Below are 16,528 nucleotides of genomic sequence, written 5' to 3' on the forward strand. Positions count from 1 at the left end.
CCACTACAGACCAAAGATGCCAGATGGAGAACGTGTCATGGGCAGGACCTTGTCGGAGAAGGTGTGGGACGAGCATGTCGTCCGGTCGACCGCGGGAGAGCCCGATCTCCTTTACATCGACCTTCACCTCATCCACGAGGTGACGAGTCCGCAGGCCTTCGAGGGCCTGCGTCTGTCCAACCGTAAGGTGCGTCGTCCCGACCTCACCATCGCCACCGAGGACCACAACGTCCCGACCCTCGACTGGGACAAGCCGATCGCCGACCCGGTCAGCCGTACCCAGGTCGAGACGCTGCGCAAGAACGCCGAGGAGTTCGGCGTACGTCTCCACCCGCTCGGCGACGCCGAGCAGGGGATCGTGCACGTGGTCGGGCCGCAGTTGGGGCTCACCCAGCCGGGCATGACCATCGTCTGCGGTGACTCGCACACCTCGACGCACGGCGCGTTCGGCGCCATCGCCTTCGGCATCGGCACCTCCGAGGTCGAGCACGTGCTGGCGACCCAGACGCTGATGCAGGACAAGCCGAAGACCATGGCTGTCACGGTCAACGGCGCCCTGCCCGACGGCGTCAGCGCCAAGGACCTGATCCTCACCCTGATCTCCAAGACCGGCACCGGCGGTGGCCAGGGCTACATCGTGGAGTATCGCGGCGAGGCCATCCGTGAGCTCTCCATGGAGGCCCGGATGACGATCTGCAACATGTCGATCGAGTGGGGCGCCAAGGCCGGCATGATCGCTCCCGACGAGACGACCTTCGCCTACATCAAGGACAAGCCCGAGGCTCCGAAGGGTGCCGACTGGGACCAGGCCGTCGCGCACTGGAAGTCGCTGGTCACCGATGAGGACGCCGTCTTCGACAAGGAGATCGTCCTCGACGCCGCCGAGGTCACCCCGTTCGTCACCTGGGGCACCAACCCGGGCCAGGGCGTCCCGCTGGGCGCCGCCGTCCCGAGCCCCGACGACTTCGAGGACGCCGACGCGAAGATCGCGGCCGAGAAGGCCCTGACCTACATGGGTCTCGAGGCCGGCACCCCGATGCGCGAGGTGCACATCGACACCGTCTTCCTCGGCTCCTGCACCAACGGGCGCATGGAGGACCTGCGTACGGCCGCCGACATCATCCAGGGCCACAAGGTCGCCGACGGCACCCGCTTCCTGGTCGTACCCGGCTCGGCCAAGGTGCGCCTCCAGGCCGAGGAGGAGGGTCTGCACAAGATCTTCCTCGACGCCGGCGCCGAGTGGCGCGGCGCGGGCTGCTCGATGTGCCTGGGCATGAACCCCGACACCCTCGCCCCCGGCGAGCGCTCGGCCTCCACGTCCAACCGCAACTTCGAGGGTCGCCAGGGCAAGGGCGGTCGCACCCACCTGGTCTCGCCGGAGGTGGCCGCCGCGACCGCCGTACGCGGCACCCTCTCCTCGCCCGCCGACCTGACTCTCGTGGAGGCCTGACATGGACAAGTTCACCACCCACACCGGCGCCGGTGTGCCGCTGCGCCGCAGCAACGTCGACACCGACCAGATCATCCCCGCGGTCTACCTCAAGCGCGTGACCCGCACCGGCTTCGAGGACGGCCTCTTCGCCGCCTGGCGCAACGACCCGACCTTCGTGCTCAACAACGAGGCGTACGCCGGGGCCTCGGTCCTCGTCGCCGGCCCCGACTTCGGCACCGGCTCCTCGCGTGAGCACGCCGTCTGGGCGCTGATGGACTACGGCTTCCGGGTGGTCATCTCGAGCCGCTTCGGCGACATCTTCCGCGGCAACTCCGGCAAGGCCGGCCTGCTCGCGGCGAAGGTCGACGAGAAGGTCGTCCAGAAGCTGTGGGACTACCTCGACGACAACCCCGGTGCCCAGATCACCGTCGACCTGGAGTCGCGCACCGTCCGCGCAGGCGAGGGCCCCGACGCCATCGAGGACTCCTTCGACATCGACGACTACACCCGCTGGCGCCTCCTCGAGGGCCTCGACGACATCGGCATCACGCTGTCCCACGAGGACGACATCGCCACGTACGAGGCGACCCGGCCCTCCTTCAAGCCGGTCACCCTGCACGCCTGAGCATCGCCGAGAAGGCGCTCGCGTCGGCCGAGGCGTCACCTAGGTTGGCCGAGACGTCACCGGCGTTGGTCGAGACGTCAGTTATATAGATCGAACCGTCAGTTGTGGGAGACGAGAGTGCACTCTCGTCTCCCACAACTGCCTTCTCGGCCGACGCAACTGCCTTCTCGGCCGACGTACTTGGCGTTTCGGCCGACGTACCTGCCTTCTCGGCGCTAGGGGAGGCGGATCTGGCGGCCCTCGGCACCACGCTGGGAGCCGGTGATGCGGTCGCAGGAGCCGGTGTCGACCCAGCAGCGGAGGTACCAGGACTCGGCAGCGGTCGCGGTGTAGAGGACGACGCTGCGGTCGGACTCGAAGCCGGCGACGCGGACCTTCTCGACGGAGTCGGGTACGCGCAGATCGATGTGCTCGGAGGTGCTCATGTTGACCGCGATGCCGCGCTCGGCGCCGTAGCTGATCATCCCGGGGTCGCTGGGGTTGCGGGCGATGGCGACGATCGAGCCGTCGGGAGAGTCGGCGACCGAGCCCGGCAGCGGTGCGTGGACGCCGGGCTGGGTGAGGCTGCCGTCGGCCTCGATGGCGGCGAAGCGGGCCTCCCACTCGCTGGGGTTGTGGAGGAGTACGCCGCGGCGCAGCGGGATCAGCTGCTGGTAGCCGAGCGGCAGCGAGATCCGCTGGGTGGCCTCACCCGGATCCCAGGCGGTCACCGGCGGCCGGGAGACGGTGAGCTCGCCGTAGTTGCCAGGCACTGCCGGCGGGGCGGGCACGATTCCGGTGCGGAAGTAGGCCCGGGTGCGGTCGGTGCCGAGGACCGCGGTGGCGGCAGGCGTGCCCTCGAGCACGAGCCGGTCGGTCTCCTCGCCCGTCGTGGTGTCCACCGCGACGAGGGCGGAGACGGCGTCGTCGGTCTGCTGGAGCGCGAAGAGCTGGTTGCCGTCCTTGCTCAGGACCGGCTGGGTCCACAGGCCGGGGACCTGGATGGTCGAACCGCGCCGCGCGATCCACACCGGACCGGGCTTGTCGGCGCGCTCGTACATCAGCACCGTCCAGCCGGCCACGCTCATCTGGGAGCCGAAGACCTTCTGCGGCTTCGCGCCGAGCTGGAGCCGGCCGGCCTGGTCGACGAAGGGCAGGGTCGTCGCGGGGCCGACGGGCAGATCGGCGTACGTCGCGGGGATGGCCGGCTCGCTGTTGCGGACCGTCGGAGCGGGCGGCGCCGGCGTCGGTACGTTGGCGCCCGTGCGGCCCTCGGCGAGCCGGGTCGTGTGGACGGCCAGCCAGGCCACGGAGGCGATCAGCGCGAGGATGATGCAGGCCGAGAACAGGATCCCGGCGCGGCTGGGCCTCACCGTGGTCTGCGGCTCCTCGAGCACCACGGCGGGCGGCTCCTCGTCGATGTGCACGTCGGTGATGGTCGTACCTTCCTCGTCCTGTCTCCCGAAGGCTGCGATGTCGAAGCGATGCTGCGGACGTGCCCCGAGTCTCTCCACGGTAACCACGTGAAGGCGTCGGAATCAGGAGCGATCAGGTGAACAATCCGTTTTCACATGCCGTCGGTATGTCCGGAAGTCCCGGAGATGGCCTAAGGTCGATCGGGTGGTGAGAAAACGAGTAGTTGATGCAGGCAAACAGGCCGGAAGAGTAGTCGGCGCGGTGCGGGAGACGGCCGGGAAGCTGGTCGCCGACGTGGTGTCCGGCAAGGTCAAGGTGCCGCGGCCAGGGCGGCGTAAGGCGCCGGCCAAGGCCGCTGAGCCGGTCGTGGAGCCGCCCGCTGAGCCGGTCGCCGAGCCGGTGAAGAAGACCGCCGCCAAGAAGACCACTGCCAAGAAGAGCCCCGCGAAGAAGACGACGACCGCGGCGAAGAAGACGACGGCCACGAAGGCTCCGGCGGCGAAGAAGACCGCCGCCAAGAAGACGACCGCGAAGAAGGCCCCCGCGGCCCAGAAGACCCCAGCGGCCAAGAAGACCACCTCCGCTGCGACCACCCCGGCGAAGAAGACCTCTGCCGCGGCAACGCCCGCAGACACGACGCCTGCGGAGACGACGGCCGCGAAGAAGACTGCTGCCAAGAAGACGGCGGCGAAGAAGACGACCGCAGCCAAGAAGACGACCGCCAAGAAGGCTCCCGCGAAGAAGACAGCGGCGAAGAAGACGACCGCGGCGAAGAAGGCTCCCGCGAGCGGGGCATCGACAAGCCCGGCGACCGAGACCGAGACGCCGTCCGGCGACTCCTAGCCCGGACTCCCGACGCGCACGGAGGCGAGAGTCGTACGCGGCCCGAGGCCCAGGCTGCGTACGGTCTCGAGGTCCTCGAGAGTGTCGACGTCGTGGCGCAGCGAGCGGAGGTCTCCCTCCAGCGGATGGGCGCCGCCGTCACGATGGGCGGTGGCGGACCCGGGCCCGAACGCGGGCCGGAACCGGTCGTGGGTCCCGGTGTAGAGGGTGGTGCCCCCGCCCGCCGCGTCCTCGACGTACGCAGCCCCGAACCCGTCCGCCGCGCTCAGTGCCGCGTCCAGGTCGGTGGAGCGGAGTGCGGGCAGGTCGCCGCACAGGGCAACGGGGCGAAGCCCCGGCCAGCGGCGCCGGGCCTCGAGCGCTCCCTGCACGAGGGTCTCGTTGAGGTCTCCGCTGACCCCGTCGGGGATGACGGCGGCGCCGAGACGGGCGACGTCGGCGGCGAAGTAGGAGTCGTCGGTGATCACCAGCACGGCGCCGACGCCGGAGGCGGCCAGGCACGACTCGGCGGTGTCGAGGGCGAACGAGCGGGCGAGATCCGCCCGTTCGTGCGACTCGATTCCGACCAGCCGGGACTTGCCGCGCGCCGGAGGCTTGACGGGTAGCAGTACGACGTAACCGGGTGCAGGTACAGGCATCGAGGTAGATCCTGACAGGTATCTCACAACCACGCGGAGATGGCCCGGTAGCCTGCCCTGCGTGGGAAAGTACCGGAAGTTCCAGGAGGGCAAGCTCGGCTGGCCGTGGACCGTGGCTGTTGGCATCGTGAAGCCCGTCCTTCTCGCCACCACCAAGCACCAGTGGGTGGGCGGCGAGAAGATCCCGGAGAGCGGGGGAGCGGTGTTCGCGCTCAACCACGTCTCCGAGATCGACCCGTTCACCGCCGCGCACATCGTGTGGGACTACGGACGTAGGCCGAGCTATCTGGCCAAGGCAGCGTTGTTCAAGGGTCCGTTGGGCAAGTTCCTGCGGGCCGCTCGGCAGATCCCCGTGGATCGGACAGCAGGTGCGTCGGCGTTCGACGCGGCCGTCAAGGCCGTCAACGAGGGCAGCATCGTGGTCGTCTACGTCGAGGGGTCCATCACCAAGGACCCGACCGGCTGGCCCATGCGCGGCAAGTCCGGTGCGGCGCGGATCGCGCTCGCGACCGGTGCCCCGGTCTACCCGGTGGGACAGTGGGGAGCCCAGGAGCTGCTTCCGGCGTACTCTCTCAAGCCGCACCTGATCGGTCGCAAGATGATCCAGATGAAGATCGGTGACCCGGTCGACCTGAAGGATCTCGAGGTCCAGGAGCACACGCCGGCGGTCGTCAACGAGGCGACCGACCGGATCATGAAGGCGATCGTCGGCCTGGTGGCCGACATCCGGGAGGAGGAGCCGCCCAGCGAGCTCTTCGACCCGAAGAAGGCCGGTGTGAACGCGACCGGCGACCCCCGCAAGACGAAGAAGAAGGACGACAATTGAGCGAGCGCCAGCGAGTGAACCATGAGCACAACACGCCGCCGCGTCCGTATTCTGGCGCTTGCGCTACGGAGGTGGCGGCGTGAGCGAGCTTGGCAAGGTAGCGGTCTTCGGAGCGGGCTCATGGGGCACCGCGTTCTCGGTCATCCTCGCCGACGCGGGCAACGACGTGACCATGTGGGCGCGGCGTGAGGAGGTCGCCGCGGCGATCAACGACACCCACGAGAACCCCGACTACCACCCGGGCACCGAGCTGCCGCACAACATCAGCGCCACCCACGACATCGAGAAGGCCGCGCACGGAGCCGATCTGGTCGTCCTCGCGGCGCCGTCGCAGACGCTGCGCGCCAACCTCACCGACTGGGCGCCGTTCCTGCCCCAGGACGTACCCCTGGTCTCGCTGATGAAGGGTGTCGAGCTCGGCACCCTCGAGCGGATGAGCGAGGTGATCGCCCACGTCACCGGTGCGGGGCCGGAGCGGATCGCGGTGGTCAGTGGTCCCAACCTGTCCAAGGAGATCATCCGTCGCGAGCCCGCCGCCGGTGTGGTGGCGTGCGCCGACGAGGAGGTCGCCAAGACGATCCAGGCGCGCGTGCACTCGCCCGCGTTCCGTCCCTACACCTCGACCGACGTGGTCGGCTGCGAGATCGGCGGGGCCTACAAGAACGTGGTCGCGATCTCGACCGGGATGGCCGCCGGGATGGGGTTCGGCGACAACACCCAGGCGTCGCTGATCACCCGCGGTCTCGCCGAGACCGCACGCCTGGCGATGCAGCTCGGCGCCAACCCGATGACCCTCATGGGTCTGGCCGGCCTCGGCGACCTGGCCGCGACCTGCTCCTCGCCGCTCTCCCGCAACCGTACGTTCGGGGAGAAGCTCGGCAAGGGCATGACCACCGCCGACATCCTCGCCTCCAGCCACCAGGTCGCCGAGGGCGCCAAGTCGTCCCACTCGCTGCGCGAGCTGGCCGCGAAGGTCGGGGTCGACGTGCCGCTGGCGCAGTACGTCGACGACGTCGTCTCCGGTGCCAAGACCGTCAGCGAGATCATGGACGAGATGCTCGAGCGGCCGACGAAGGCCGAGACCGAGTAGGTTCCTTCGTCAAGGCGGTGTCCTGAGCCTGTCGAAGGGTATGCAGCCGAAGGCCCGCTTCCCGTGCGGAGTTCCGCACGGGAAGCGGGCCTTTCTCTGCATACCTTGATGGAGGATCAGCGGGTCAGGCGGTGCCGAGGTCCTTCCATGGGCCCCACTCCTCGGTGCCCGGGGTGTTGCCCTGGGTCCACCACTTGGCCTCCCACAGGTGACCGCCGTAGGTGACGCGGTCACCGGCGACGTACACGGTGGTCGCGGACCATGCGGCCGCCCCGCCGGGCGGGTCGGTCGGTTCCTCGGTCGGCGGGTCCGTGGGCTCCTCGGTCGGCGGGTCGGTCGGGTCCGGCTCCTCGACCGGGCCGCCGGTGCCGTTGCGCATGGCGTCGGCGAAGGTGCCGATCAGCTCGCCCTGACGGTCACCGGAGAGCTCCCACCACATGCCTCCGCCGAGGCCCTTCGAGATGGCGTACGCCGCCTTCTGGGCGATCGTGCGCTTGTTGTCGTAGCTCCACCACTGGTTGCCGTCGTAGCGCCACCCGGCGCCGGTCGCGGCGTCGTAGTGGTCGGTGCCGCGAGACTTGAGCTTGTCGTAGTCCTCGTTGCCAGCCTCGTACGTCCCTGGTGCCGCGGCGGTCGCCGGACCCCACGGGGCGGAGGAGGTGGCACCCTGCCAACCACGGCCGTACGCCGCCATGCCGAGCCCGAGCTGGGCCGGTGAGATGCCGGCATCGAGGTACTCCCGGACCGACTCGTCCACGCTGAACCGCTTGCCGTCGGGGCGCGGGTCGGCGGGGTCGGCGTAGAGGTTGCCCTGGTGGCCGGTCAGCGTCGGGTCCCAGGCACCCCACAGGTCGTAGCCCTGGATGTTGCCGAAGTCGAGGGAGTTGAAGATCGCCGGGTCGTTCCAGCCGCCCGCCTCGATGTCCTGCGGGTTGGCCGGGAGGAACGCGGAGAGCTGGTAGTCCTTGCCCGTGGTCGATCCCAGCGCGTCCAGCTGGGAGCGGAACTCGGCCAGCAGCGCCTTGAAGTTGGCGCGGTCGTTGACCGGGTCGACGTGGTTGCCGGCGTTGCCGTTGGGCGAGCCCGGCCACTCCCAGTCGATGTCGAAGCCGTCGAAGACGCCGGCGGCCGCTCCGGTGCCACCGCGGCCGTCGATGACCGGCAGGTTGCCCTTGATGTAGAGGTCGATGCAGGAGGAGACGAACTTGCGTCGCGACTCCGGCGTCGCCGCCGCGAGGGAGAAGTTCTTCGACCAGGTCCAACCGCCCAGCGAGAGCAGGACCTTCAGGTCCGGGTGCTTCGCCTTGAGCTGCTTGAGCTGGTTGAAGGAGCCGGCCAGGGGCTGGTCCCAGGTGTCGGCCGTGCCGGAGACGGAGGCGTCGGCTGCGTACGACATCCCGTAGTCGGCGTAGGCGTCACCGGCGCCGTCGGAGCCGTTGGGCCCCTCGCCCTGAGCCTTGTTGGCCTCGAAGCAGGTCAGCGTCTGGTGGTGGATGTTGCCGAAGGCGTAGTTGAGGTGGGTGAGGTCGTCGGCGACCCCGGACGTCTCCAGCTGCTTGAGCTTGAAGGCTCGGCCGTAGACACCCCACTGCACGAAGTAGCCGACGTTGCGGTAGCCGTTGATCGCGGTCGGCTCCGCGGCGGCCGTCGTCAGCGATGCGCTGGACGGGGTGCTGGTGAGAACGAGCGTGCCGGTGAGGGCGAGCGCTCCGGCGAGTGCGCCGATGAGAAGGCCGGCTGTCCGGCGTGATCTTCGTGAGGGCAAGGCGACATGCATGGTGACACCTCCGAGGTGATGGCTGGCTCGGGCACCAGGCGCCCGAATCGCCATTCGATGGTGGCAGTCGGTTTGTTTGTAAGCAACCCTTACTAATTAAGGAATTTCAGAACGTAATTCGAGGTCGGCGCCGAAGTAGTACGTTCGATGAGCCGCCAATCTCTGGGAGATCGCCATGCTCGGACGCCGCTCTGCAGTTGTCGCCACACTGACCGGAGGTGCGCTCGCGCTGGCCACCCTGGTCCCGTACGCCGGGGCGACCGCCGCCCCGGAGGAGAGGCTGGCGCCACCACCACCGAAGGTGCCCACCGCGGTCGGCTACGGAGGCGCGGTGGCGAGCGTCGACGCCGACGCGAGCCGGGTCGGGCTCGAGGTGCTGCGCAAGGGCGGCAACGCAACCGACGCAGCGGTCGCGACGGCTGCGGCGCTCGGCGTGACCGAGCCCTACTCGGCCGGGATCGGCGGAGGCGGCTTCTTCGTGCACTACTCCGCGCGTACCGGCGAGGTCGAGACGATCGACGGGCGGGAGACGGCGCCGGCCGCGATGCCGCGCGACGCGTTCATCGACCCCGAGACGGGGAAGGAGTATCCATTCTTCCCCGACATGGTCACCAGTGGCGCCTCGGTCGGAGTGCCCGGCACCCCGCTGACCTGGGACAAGGCGCTGAGGAAGTGGGGCACGCGGTCGCTCGCCAAGTCGCTCGAGCCGGCGGCGCGGCTGGCTCGCCGGGGCTTCGTCGTCGACCAGACCTTCCGCCAGCAGACCGTCGACAACGCGGAACGTTTCGCAGCGATCGATTCCACTGCCGAACTATTTCTTCCCGGAGGATCCGCGCCCGAGATCGGCAGCCGGTTCCGCAACCCCGACATCGCCGCGACCTACGACCTGCTCGCCCGCAAGGGCGTGAAGGCCTTCTACCGCGGCCCGCTGGCCGCGGAGATCGCCGCGACGGTGGCCGAGCCGCCCAAGAGCGACGACACCGACCTCCCGGTTCCGGCCGGCTGGGTGACCACCGAGGACCTCGCCGCCTACACCGCCCCCGACCGCGAGCCGACCCACTCGACCTACCGTGACCTGGACGTCTACGGGATGGCCCCGCCGTCCTCGGGCGGCACCTCGGTGGGCGAGGCGCTCAACATCCTGGAGCGCTACGAGCTCGCCGGGATGACCAACACCGAGGCCTACCACCATCTCCTCGAGGCGAGCGCGATCGCCTTCGCCGACCGGGGCGCCTATCTCGGCGACCCCGACCACGTCGACGTACCCGTCGAGGCGCTCCTCGACGACACCTTCGCCGCCGAGCGGGCTTGCGCCATCGACCCCGCGGCGGCCCAGCCCAAGCCCGTGGCGGCCGGTGATGCGTACGACTTCGACGGGGTCTGCGACGGCGCGGAAGGTGCGGGCGAGACCGCGAGGGACACCGAGAACCTCGAGACCACCAACCTGACCGTGGTCGACCGATGGGGCAACGTCGTCGAGTACACCCTGACCATCGAGCAGACCGGAGGATCCGGCATCACCGTGCCCGGCCGCGGCTTCATCCTCAACAACGAGCTGACCGACTTCTCGACGACCTACCGGGCCGACGACCCCAACCGGATCGAGCCCAACAAGCGCCCGCGCAGCTCGATGTCACCCACGATCGTCCTCTCCGACGGCCGGCCCGTGCTGGCGGTCGGTTCACCGGGCGGCTCGACGATCATCACCACGGTGCTCCAGATCCTCATCGAGCGGTACGCGCGCGACCGGACCCTGCCCGAGGCGATGGCGGCGCCGCGGGTCTCCCAGCGCAACGCGGCGAGCACCGGTGCCGAGCCGGCCTTCATCGAGGCGTACGGAGGGCCACTGACGTCGCTGGGGCACACCTTCGCCCCGACCGCTGAGCTCGGCGCGGCCACCGCGATCGAGATCGGTCCCGACGGGCTGCTGACCTCGACCGCCGAGCCGTGGCGACGCGGTGGCGGGTCCGCGCTGGTGGTGAGCCCGGTGTCGCCGACCCACTAGCTCCCGATGCGGTCCAGCGCCTGGAGCAGGTCGGCCCAGAGGTCGTCGACGTCCTCGACCCCGACCGACATCCGCACCAGCCCGTCGGGCACCGTCGCCGACTCGGTCTTCCAGCGGCGACGGCGCTCGAACGTGGACTCGACGCCGCCGAGGGAGGTCGCATTGACCCACAGCGAGGTGGAGTGGGTGAGCAGATCGGCCTGCTCCGCGGTGGGCATTACGGCCGCGAGCATGCCGCCGAACCCGGGGTAGCGGACCTCAGCGACCGCCGGGTGCGCCGCCAGGCGCTCGGCGAGGGTCGCCGCGTTGGCGGAGGAGCGCTCGACGCGCAGGTGCAGCGTACGGATGCCGCGAAGCGCCAGCCACGCCTCGAATGGGCCGGGGATCGCGCCGAGGAGGTCGCGACGGGCCTTGAGTACGTCCCACAGCGTGTCGTCGGAGACGACGACCGCGCCCATGACGACGTCGGAGTGGCCGGCGATGAACTTGGTGGCCGAGTGGATGACGATGTCCGCGCCGAGCGCGAGCGGCTGCTGGAGCAGGGGAGTGGCGAAGGTGTTGTCGACCACGACCCGCGCCCCGGCGTTGTGGGCGGCGGCGATGACGGCCGGCAGGTCGGCGAGCTGCATCCCCGGGTTGGTCGGGGTCTCGACCCAGACCAGCGCGACCTCGCCGTCGAGCTTCTCGAGCAGCTTCACGACCGCGGCGGTGTCGGAGAAGTCCGCGAGGCGCGCCGTCAGCCGGCCGCGCCCCTCGAGGTCGGCCAGCTGGCCGATGGTCCCCAGATAGCTCTGCTCGGTCGCCACGACCACCGAGTCGTTGACCAGGTCGAGCAGCGTCGCGATCGCCGCGAGCCCTGAGGCGAACGACAGCGCCCGCCCTCCCTCGAGCTGCCCGAGCGCCTCCTCGAACGCCACCCACGAGTCGTTGGTGTAGCGCCCGTACTCCTTGTCCCCGCCGGCCACATAGGTCGAGGCCATCGTGATCGGTACGTTCAGCGGCTGGTCGGGCTCGTGGGCCGGCCGCCCGGCGTGGACGGCGATCGTGGCGGGCTTGTGATCCATGACTTCGACCCTATTGCCCGCTCGACAACCGGGCTCACGCGCCGCGCGGTTACGGCTCAGCGCATGGTCCCGGATAAGGTTGCGGCCGTGTTGACGACCCTGCTGGATGGACGTGCCTTCGGTGAGAAGCACGGCAAGGATGCTGCCACCGTCGTGGCCCTGCACGGCTGGGCCCGCAACCGCAGCGACTGGGGCTCGACGCTCGAGGGCATGGACGCGCTCGCGCTCGACCAGCCCGGCTTCGGCGCGACCCCGGCCCCCGAGGAGGCCTGGGGAAGCAAGGAGTACGCCGAGTGGCTGGCCCAGATCCTCGAGGGTCTCGACCGCCCGGTGCTCGTCGGCCACAGCTTCGGCGGCCGGGTGGCCGTCCAGCTCGCCGCGGCCCGCCCGGAGCTCGTCCGCGGCATCGTCCTCACCGGCGTGCCGCTGTTCCGTCCGAAGACCGGTGGCAAGCCCAAGCTCGCCTACCGGATCGGCCGTTGGCTCCACTCCAAGGGGCTGATCCCCGAGGCACGGATGGAGGCGCTGCGGGAGAAGTACGGCTCGACCGACTACCGCAACGCCAAGGGCATCATCCGCGACATCTTCGTCAAGGTCGTCAACGAGTCCTACGGCGACCAGCTGGCAGCCATCCCGAAGGACCTTCCGGTCCGCCTGATCTGGGGCGAGAACGACACCGCCGCACCGGTTTGGATGCCCGGTGAGGCCATGGAGATCCTGGGGGAGAACGCGACCCTGGAGATCGTCCCCGGGTCCGCGCACCTGCTCGACGCAGGGCTGGTCAAGAGCCTTCGAGGCGCCATCGACGAACTTCGTACGAACTGAATCTGAGGGGCTGAAGAAGAAGCATGTGGATCGTCCTGGTCACCTCCGCGCTGACCCTGGTCTCGTACTACCGCTGGCTGCGGGTCGCTCAGCGTGAGCACTACGAGCCGACGCGGCTGTTCGCGATCGAGTGGATCTGGATCAAGGCACGCCCGGTCGAGGCGATCCTGCTCGGCGCGGTCGTCGTGGTCTGCCTGGCCTCGTTCGTGCTGCCCTACGGCGCGCTCGTCGGCGCGCTGCTGTTCATCGGCTGGCCGGTGGGGATGAGCTTCACCGGCGCCAAGCGGCTGGTGTGGACCGACCGCGTCAAGCGCCTGGCCGGTGTGCTGTTCGTGCTGCACGCGATCGTCACCGTCGTGATCGCGCTCGTCGTCCCGGCCGCTGCGGGCCTGCTCCCGATCCTCGCGGTCCCGCTGGCCGAGGCGGCGCTGGCGATCATGTGGCCGATCGAGAAGGCGATGGCGAAGAAGTGGCAGGTCCAGGCGGCCGCCACGATCAAGAAGGTCAGTCCGCGGATCGTCGCGATCACCGGCTCCTACGGCAAGACCTCGACGAAGAACTACGCGACCCACCTCATGCAGGGCCGCTGGTCGACGCTGGCCTCGCCGGCGAGCTTCAACAACGCGATGGGCCTCTCCCGCGCGGTCAACGACCGCCTCCAGCCCGGCACCGACATCTTCGTCGCCGAGATGGGCACCTACGGCCCCGGCGAGATCGCCGAGCTGACCGAGATCTTCCCGCCGGAGGTCGCCGCCATCACGACGATCGGCGAGGCCCACCTGGAGCGGATGAAGTCGCGCGAGACGATCGTGAAGGCCAAGTCGGAGATCCTCCCGAAGGCCTCGACCGTGGTGCTCAACATCGACGTACCCGAGCTCGCGCTCATCGCCGAGAACCTCCGCGCCAGCAAGCGCGTCATCGCCTGCTCCGCCGTTCCGGGCACCACCGCCGAGGTCGTGGTGGCCGACGGCGCGCTCCAGATCAACGGCGAGACGTACGCCGTCCAGCTGCCCGACGAGGTCGGGCACCCGATCAACGTGGCGATCGCCGTCGGCCTCGCCCTCGCGGTCGAGGTCCCGATCGAGACGATCACCCAGCGGCTGGCGTCGATCCCCGGCACGCCCCACCGCGCCGAGGCCAACAGGACGCCCGGCGGCGTCTGGGTCGTCGACGACACCTTCAACTCCAACCCCACCGGAGCCGCCGCGGCGCTCGCGAAGGCCAAGCGGCTGGCAGGGGAGTCGGGCACGGTGTGGACCATCACGCCCGGTATGGTCGAGCTGGGCACTGAGCAGGCCGCGCGCAACATCGAGTTCGCGCAGGCTGCCACGGCCTCCGACAAGATGCGGCTGTGCATCGTCGGTCGCACCAACCGAAAAGCGCTGCGTTCGGGGGAGCCAGCGCGAACCACTGCGTTCGAGAGCCGTAAGGCGGCAGCGGATCATGCTCTGACCGCGGCCAAGGAGGGCGACGTGGTGCTGTACGAGAACGACCTCCCCGACCACTACGCGTAGGACCCCCAGGAGCTTTCACCATGAGCGTTACCAAGGCCACCATCGTCTTCGGCGGTCCCAGCGCCGAGCACGACATCAGCATCCTCACCGGCCTGCAGGCCGAGCGGGTCCTCTCCGGTGCCGGCGTCGAGGTGACGTGCCTCTACTGGGCGCGCTCCGACAAGTGGTTCCTGGTGCCCGCCAAGCAGGAGGCGCGTGACTTCCTCGGCGGCGAGCCGAAGGGCTCCAAGGCCGTCGAGTTCCGCCTCGGCTCCGAGAAGGGCGACGGGTTCTACACCGTCGGCGGCTTCGGCGGCGGCAAGCGCCTCGAGACCGGCCCGATCCTCTCCGCCTTCCACGGTGGCGCAGGCGAGGCCGGCGGCATCCAGTGGCTCTTCGAGCTCGCCGGCCTCAAGGCGACCGGCGCGACCCCGGCCGCGGCCGCGCTCGGCATGGACAAGCTCGCCTTCGGCGCGGTCATGCTGAACGCCGGCCTCCCGTCGCTTTCTCGTGAGCTCCTGTCGCGCTACGCCGCGCCGTCCTTCGAGGGCCCCTACATCGTCAAGCCGCGCTTCGGTGGCTCCTCGATCGGCATCGAGGTCGTCGACGACTACGAGACCGGACTGGCGCTTCTCAACACCTCCCCGCACCTGCGTGCGGGCGCGGTCGTCGAGCCGTACCGCCCCGACCTCTTCGACCTCAACGCCTCGGTGCGCACCGCCCCCGAGGTCGCGGTGAGCGACGTCGAGCGTCCGCTGCGCTCGGACGAGGCGAAGATGTACGACTACTCCGCCAAGTACGTCCACACCGACGGCCTCTCCTCCTCCCCGCGCGAGTTCCCGGCCCAGGTCGAGGAGTCGGTCACCAAGCAGATCAAGGACCTGGCCGTACGCGTCGTGGAGCTCACCGGCCTGACCGGCATCCTCCGCATCGACTTCCTCTCCGACGGCAAGGGCGAGGTCTACATCAACGAGGTCAACTCCATCCCCGGCGCCCTCTCGCTCTACCTGTGGCCCGACACCCCCGCCTCCGAGGTCCTCACCAGCGCCATCGCCGAGGCCGAGAAGCACATCCCCCAGGTCACCCGGAACTTCGAGGAGGGCGTCGCCCTCAAGGCCGCCGGCGGTATCGCCGGCAAGCTCACCGGCCTGAGCTGAGCCCGAGTCGGCGCAAGCTGACCGAAAACCACGCCGAGTCGGCGCGGCTGTGGCGGGCGTGGGATACCCGGTCGACCGGGTATCCCTGGGCATGACGGGCACTGAAACACCCGTCCAGTCCACGAAGTGCCCGTCAAGTTGACCCGACGGTCTCAATTTCTGAGCCGGCCCGAGCCACGGTGACGGTGACTCGGGCCGGTTGGCGTCCACAGGTGCACTTGAGGTTCGAGTTATCCACAGAGAGGCCTCCGGGCCTCGAAGACTGTCCTAGGTCATGGCCAGGCTGAGCGGCATGAACCTAGATCCCGATGATGTACGTCTCATGCCAATCCGACTGCGGCGGGAGCTGCTTGCGTCGGGCTATGACGATGCCGCGATCCTGCGAGCCGTCCGGTCTGGTCAGTTCGCACGCGCCCGACGCGGGGCGTACGTGAACGCCGCGCCGTTTGCCGCACTCGATGAACGCTCTCAGCACGCGGTGCGCGCCCGAGCCGCGGCGAAGCAGGCGAAGACGGAGGTGGTGATCTCCCATACGTCCGCGATCGCCCTCTACCCCGAAGCGGTGCCTACGTGGGGACTCGACCTTCGCAACCTGCACCTGACGAGACGAGACGGAAAGAGCGGGCGCAAGGAGGCCGGCGTCCAGCAGCATCGCGGACGCCTGGTCGAAGGCGATGTCGTGCGTATTGGTGACGTCGACGTAACCTCGCCGGTGAGGGCCCTACTAGAGGTCACCACCATGGCACGGGTCGAGGTCGGTCTCGTCCTCGCGAGCTGCCTCCTGCATCGCAAGCTGGTCACGATGGAACAGGTCGTCCAGCGCTATGCCGGTGCGATGGATCATTGGCCTCAGACCTTGACCACCGACTTGGTCCTCCGGCTCGCCGATGGCCGGATCGAGTCCGTGGGCGAGGGGCGCGTGTTCCACCTTTGCTTCGCCCAAGCGCTGCCGATGCCTTGTCCGCAATACGAGGTATCCGATGACTCGGGAAGCGTAGTCGCTCGACTCGACTTCGCATGGCCGGAGTACGGGGTGTGGGTGGAGTTCGACGGCCGTATCAAGTATCAGGAGTTGTTGCGCGAGGGTGAGTCGGTCACTGACGTGGTGCTCAGGGAGAAGCGCCGACAGGAGATGATCGAAGAACTCACGGGTTGGCGGTGCATCCGATTGACGTGGGCCGATCTCGCCAGCCCCGAGCGGGTCGCCGCCAGGATCCGCGCTGCCTTTGCGCGCGCGGCGGCTTGATGACTGTTCTCGCGGTCCGGTTGGTGAGACGTACGGCAGGGCTTGACGGGCATTTCATGGACTGGGTGGGTGTTTCAGTGCCCGTCATGTCCAGGGATACCCGGTCGACCGG

Annotated in this window: 14 protein-coding genes; 10 read left to right on the forward strand and 4 right to left on the reverse strand. The window is 69.2% G+C overall.

Features of this window, described 5'->3' with window-relative positions; genetic code table 11:
* Positions 1–37 precede the first annotated feature (37 nt).
* Both leuC and leuD read left to right on the forward strand, forming a co-directional pair.
* Positions 38–1,450, forward strand: coding sequence for a 3-isopropylmalate dehydratase large subunit (gene leuC / locus OG801_RS23475; protein WP_355022082.1), 1,413 nt, complete (start codon positions 38–40; stop codon positions 1,448–1,450).
* A 1-nt stretch (position 1,451) separates the two neighbouring features.
* The gene (gene leuD / locus OG801_RS23480) at positions 1,452–2,057 is read left to right on the forward strand and encodes a 3-isopropylmalate dehydratase small subunit (protein ID WP_160024554.1); all 606 of its coding nucleotides are present in this window, start codon (positions 1,452–1,454) and stop codon (positions 2,055–2,057) included.
* 215 nt (positions 2,058–2,272) lie between these two features.
* Here the strand turns inward: leuD and OG801_RS23485 are convergent, their stop codons facing one another.
* Positions 2,273–3,550 carry a hypothetical protein gene (locus OG801_RS23485; protein ID WP_406031609.1) on the reverse strand — a complete coding sequence of 426 codons (1,278 nt, stop codon included), beginning with the start codon at positions 3,548–3,550 and terminating at the stop codon, positions 2,273–2,275.
* 163 nt (positions 3,551–3,713) lie between these two features.
* Between OG801_RS23485 and OG801_RS23490 the strand changes: the two genes are divergently transcribed.
* Positions 3,714–4,295 carry a hypothetical protein gene (locus OG801_RS23490; protein ID WP_355022148.1) on the forward strand — a complete coding sequence of 194 codons (582 nt, stop codon included), beginning with the start codon at positions 3,714–3,716 and terminating at the stop codon, positions 4,293–4,295.
* On the opposite strand, the gene cofC is transcribed toward OG801_RS23490, so the two are convergent.
* A complete protein-coding gene (gene cofC / locus OG801_RS23495; protein WP_406031610.1) occupies positions 4,292–4,933 on the reverse strand; it encodes a 2-phospho-L-lactate guanylyltransferase in 642 nt (213 codons plus the stop codon). The two genes, OG801_RS23490 and cofC, sit on opposite strands and share 4 nt — an antisense overlap.
* A 61-nt stretch (positions 4,934–4,994) precedes the next feature.
* Between cofC and OG801_RS23500 the strand changes: the two genes are divergently transcribed.
* Together OG801_RS23500 and OG801_RS23505 are read left to right on the forward strand one after the other, a co-directional pair.
* The gene (locus OG801_RS23500) at positions 4,995–5,759 is read left to right on the forward strand and encodes a lysophospholipid acyltransferase family protein (protein ID WP_355022150.1); all 765 of its coding nucleotides are present in this window, start codon (positions 4,995–4,997) and stop codon (positions 5,757–5,759) included.
* A gap of 79 nt (positions 5,760–5,838) precedes the next feature.
* Positions 5,839–6,849, forward strand: a complete 1,011-nt coding sequence (locus OG801_RS23505) for an NAD(P)H-dependent glycerol-3-phosphate dehydrogenase (protein WP_160024550.1) — start codon at positions 5,839–5,841, stop codon at positions 6,847–6,849.
* A gap of 124 nt (positions 6,850–6,973) precedes the next feature.
* Here OG801_RS23505 and OG801_RS23510 read toward each other — a convergent pair whose 3' ends face one another.
* Complete coding sequence (locus OG801_RS23510; RefSeq protein WP_406031611.1) at positions 6,974–8,626, reverse strand: glycosyl hydrolase family 18 protein; 1,653 nt, start codon at positions 8,624–8,626, stop codon at positions 6,974–6,976.
* A gap of 175 nt (positions 8,627–8,801) precedes the next feature.
* On the opposite strand from OG801_RS23510, the gene ggt reads away from it, so the two are divergent.
* Entirely contained in the window at positions 8,802–10,631 is a 1,830-nt protein-coding gene (gene ggt / locus OG801_RS23515; RefSeq protein WP_406031612.1) for a gamma-glutamyltransferase, read from the forward strand.
* On the opposite strand, the gene OG801_RS23520 is transcribed toward ggt, so the two are convergent.
* Positions 10,628–11,695 carry a trans-sulfuration enzyme family protein gene (locus tag OG801_RS23520; RefSeq protein ID WP_406031613.1) on the reverse strand — a complete coding sequence of 356 codons (1,068 nt, stop codon included), beginning with the start codon at positions 11,693–11,695 and terminating at the stop codon, positions 10,628–10,630. The genes ggt and OG801_RS23520 overlap by 4 nt on opposite strands.
* Before the next feature lie 87 nt (positions 11,696–11,782).
* Between OG801_RS23520 and OG801_RS23525 the strand changes: the two genes are divergently transcribed.
* From OG801_RS23525 to OG801_RS23540, 4 genes are all read left to right on the forward strand, one after another.
* A complete protein-coding gene (locus tag OG801_RS23525) occupies positions 11,783–12,520 on the forward strand; it encodes an alpha/beta hydrolase (protein WP_355020132.1) in 738 nt (245 codons plus the stop codon).
* Between the two features lie 23 nt (positions 12,521–12,543).
* Positions 12,544–14,034 (forward strand): UDP-N-acetylmuramoyl-tripeptide--D-alanyl-D-alanine ligase, encoded by a 1,491-nt coding sequence (locus OG801_RS23530; RefSeq protein ID WP_355020131.1) that lies wholly within the window; start codon positions 12,544–12,546, stop codon positions 14,032–14,034.
* A gap of 20 nt (positions 14,035–14,054) precedes the next feature.
* Positions 14,055–15,170, forward strand: coding sequence for a hypothetical protein (locus OG801_RS23535; protein WP_355020130.1), 1,116 nt, complete (start codon positions 14,055–14,057; stop codon positions 15,168–15,170).
* A 292-nt stretch (positions 15,171–15,462) separates the two neighbouring features.
* The gene (locus OG801_RS23540) at positions 15,463–16,416 is read left to right on the forward strand and encodes a type IV toxin-antitoxin system AbiEi family antitoxin domain-containing protein (RefSeq protein ID WP_355020129.1); all 954 of its coding nucleotides are present in this window, start codon (positions 15,463–15,465) and stop codon (positions 16,414–16,416) included.
* Positions 16,417–16,528: the final 112 nt, after the last annotated feature.

Source organism: Nocardioides sp. NBC_00163 (genome assembly GCF_045206295.1).
Lineage (GTDB): Bacteria > Actinomycetota > Actinomycetes > Propionibacteriales > Nocardioidaceae > Nocardioides.

Coding starts and splice junctions, on each gene's coding strand:
- leuC (WP_355022082.1), top strand. CDS start 38: ATGGGCAGGACCTTGTCGGAGAAGGTGTGGGACGAGCATGTCGTCCGG.
- leuD (WP_160024554.1), top strand. CDS start 1,452: ATGGACAAGTTCACCACCCACACCGGCGCCGGTGTGCCGCTGCGCCGC.
- cofC (WP_406031610.1), bottom strand. CDS start 4,933: ATGCCTGTACCTGCACCCGGTTACGTCGTACTGCTACCCGTCAAGCCT.
- OG801_RS23510 (WP_406031611.1), bottom strand. CDS start 8,626: ATGCATGTCGCCTTGCCCTCACGAAGATCACGCCGGACAGCCGGCCTT.
- ggt (WP_406031612.1), top strand. CDS start 8,802: ATGCTCGGACGCCGCTCTGCAGTTGTCGCCACACTGACCGGAGGTGCG.
- OG801_RS23520 (WP_406031613.1), bottom strand. CDS start 11,695: ATGGATCACAAGCCCGCCACGATCGCCGTCCACGCCGGGCGGCCGGCC.
- OG801_RS23530 (WP_355020131.1), top strand. CDS start 12,544: ATGTGGATCGTCCTGGTCACCTCCGCGCTGACCCTGGTCTCGTACTAC.
- OG801_RS23535 (WP_355020130.1), top strand. CDS start 14,055: ATGAGCGTTACCAAGGCCACCATCGTCTTCGGCGGTCCCAGCGCCGAG.
- OG801_RS23540 (WP_355020129.1), top strand. CDS start 15,463: ATGAACCTAGATCCCGATGATGTACGTCTCATGCCAATCCGACTGCGG.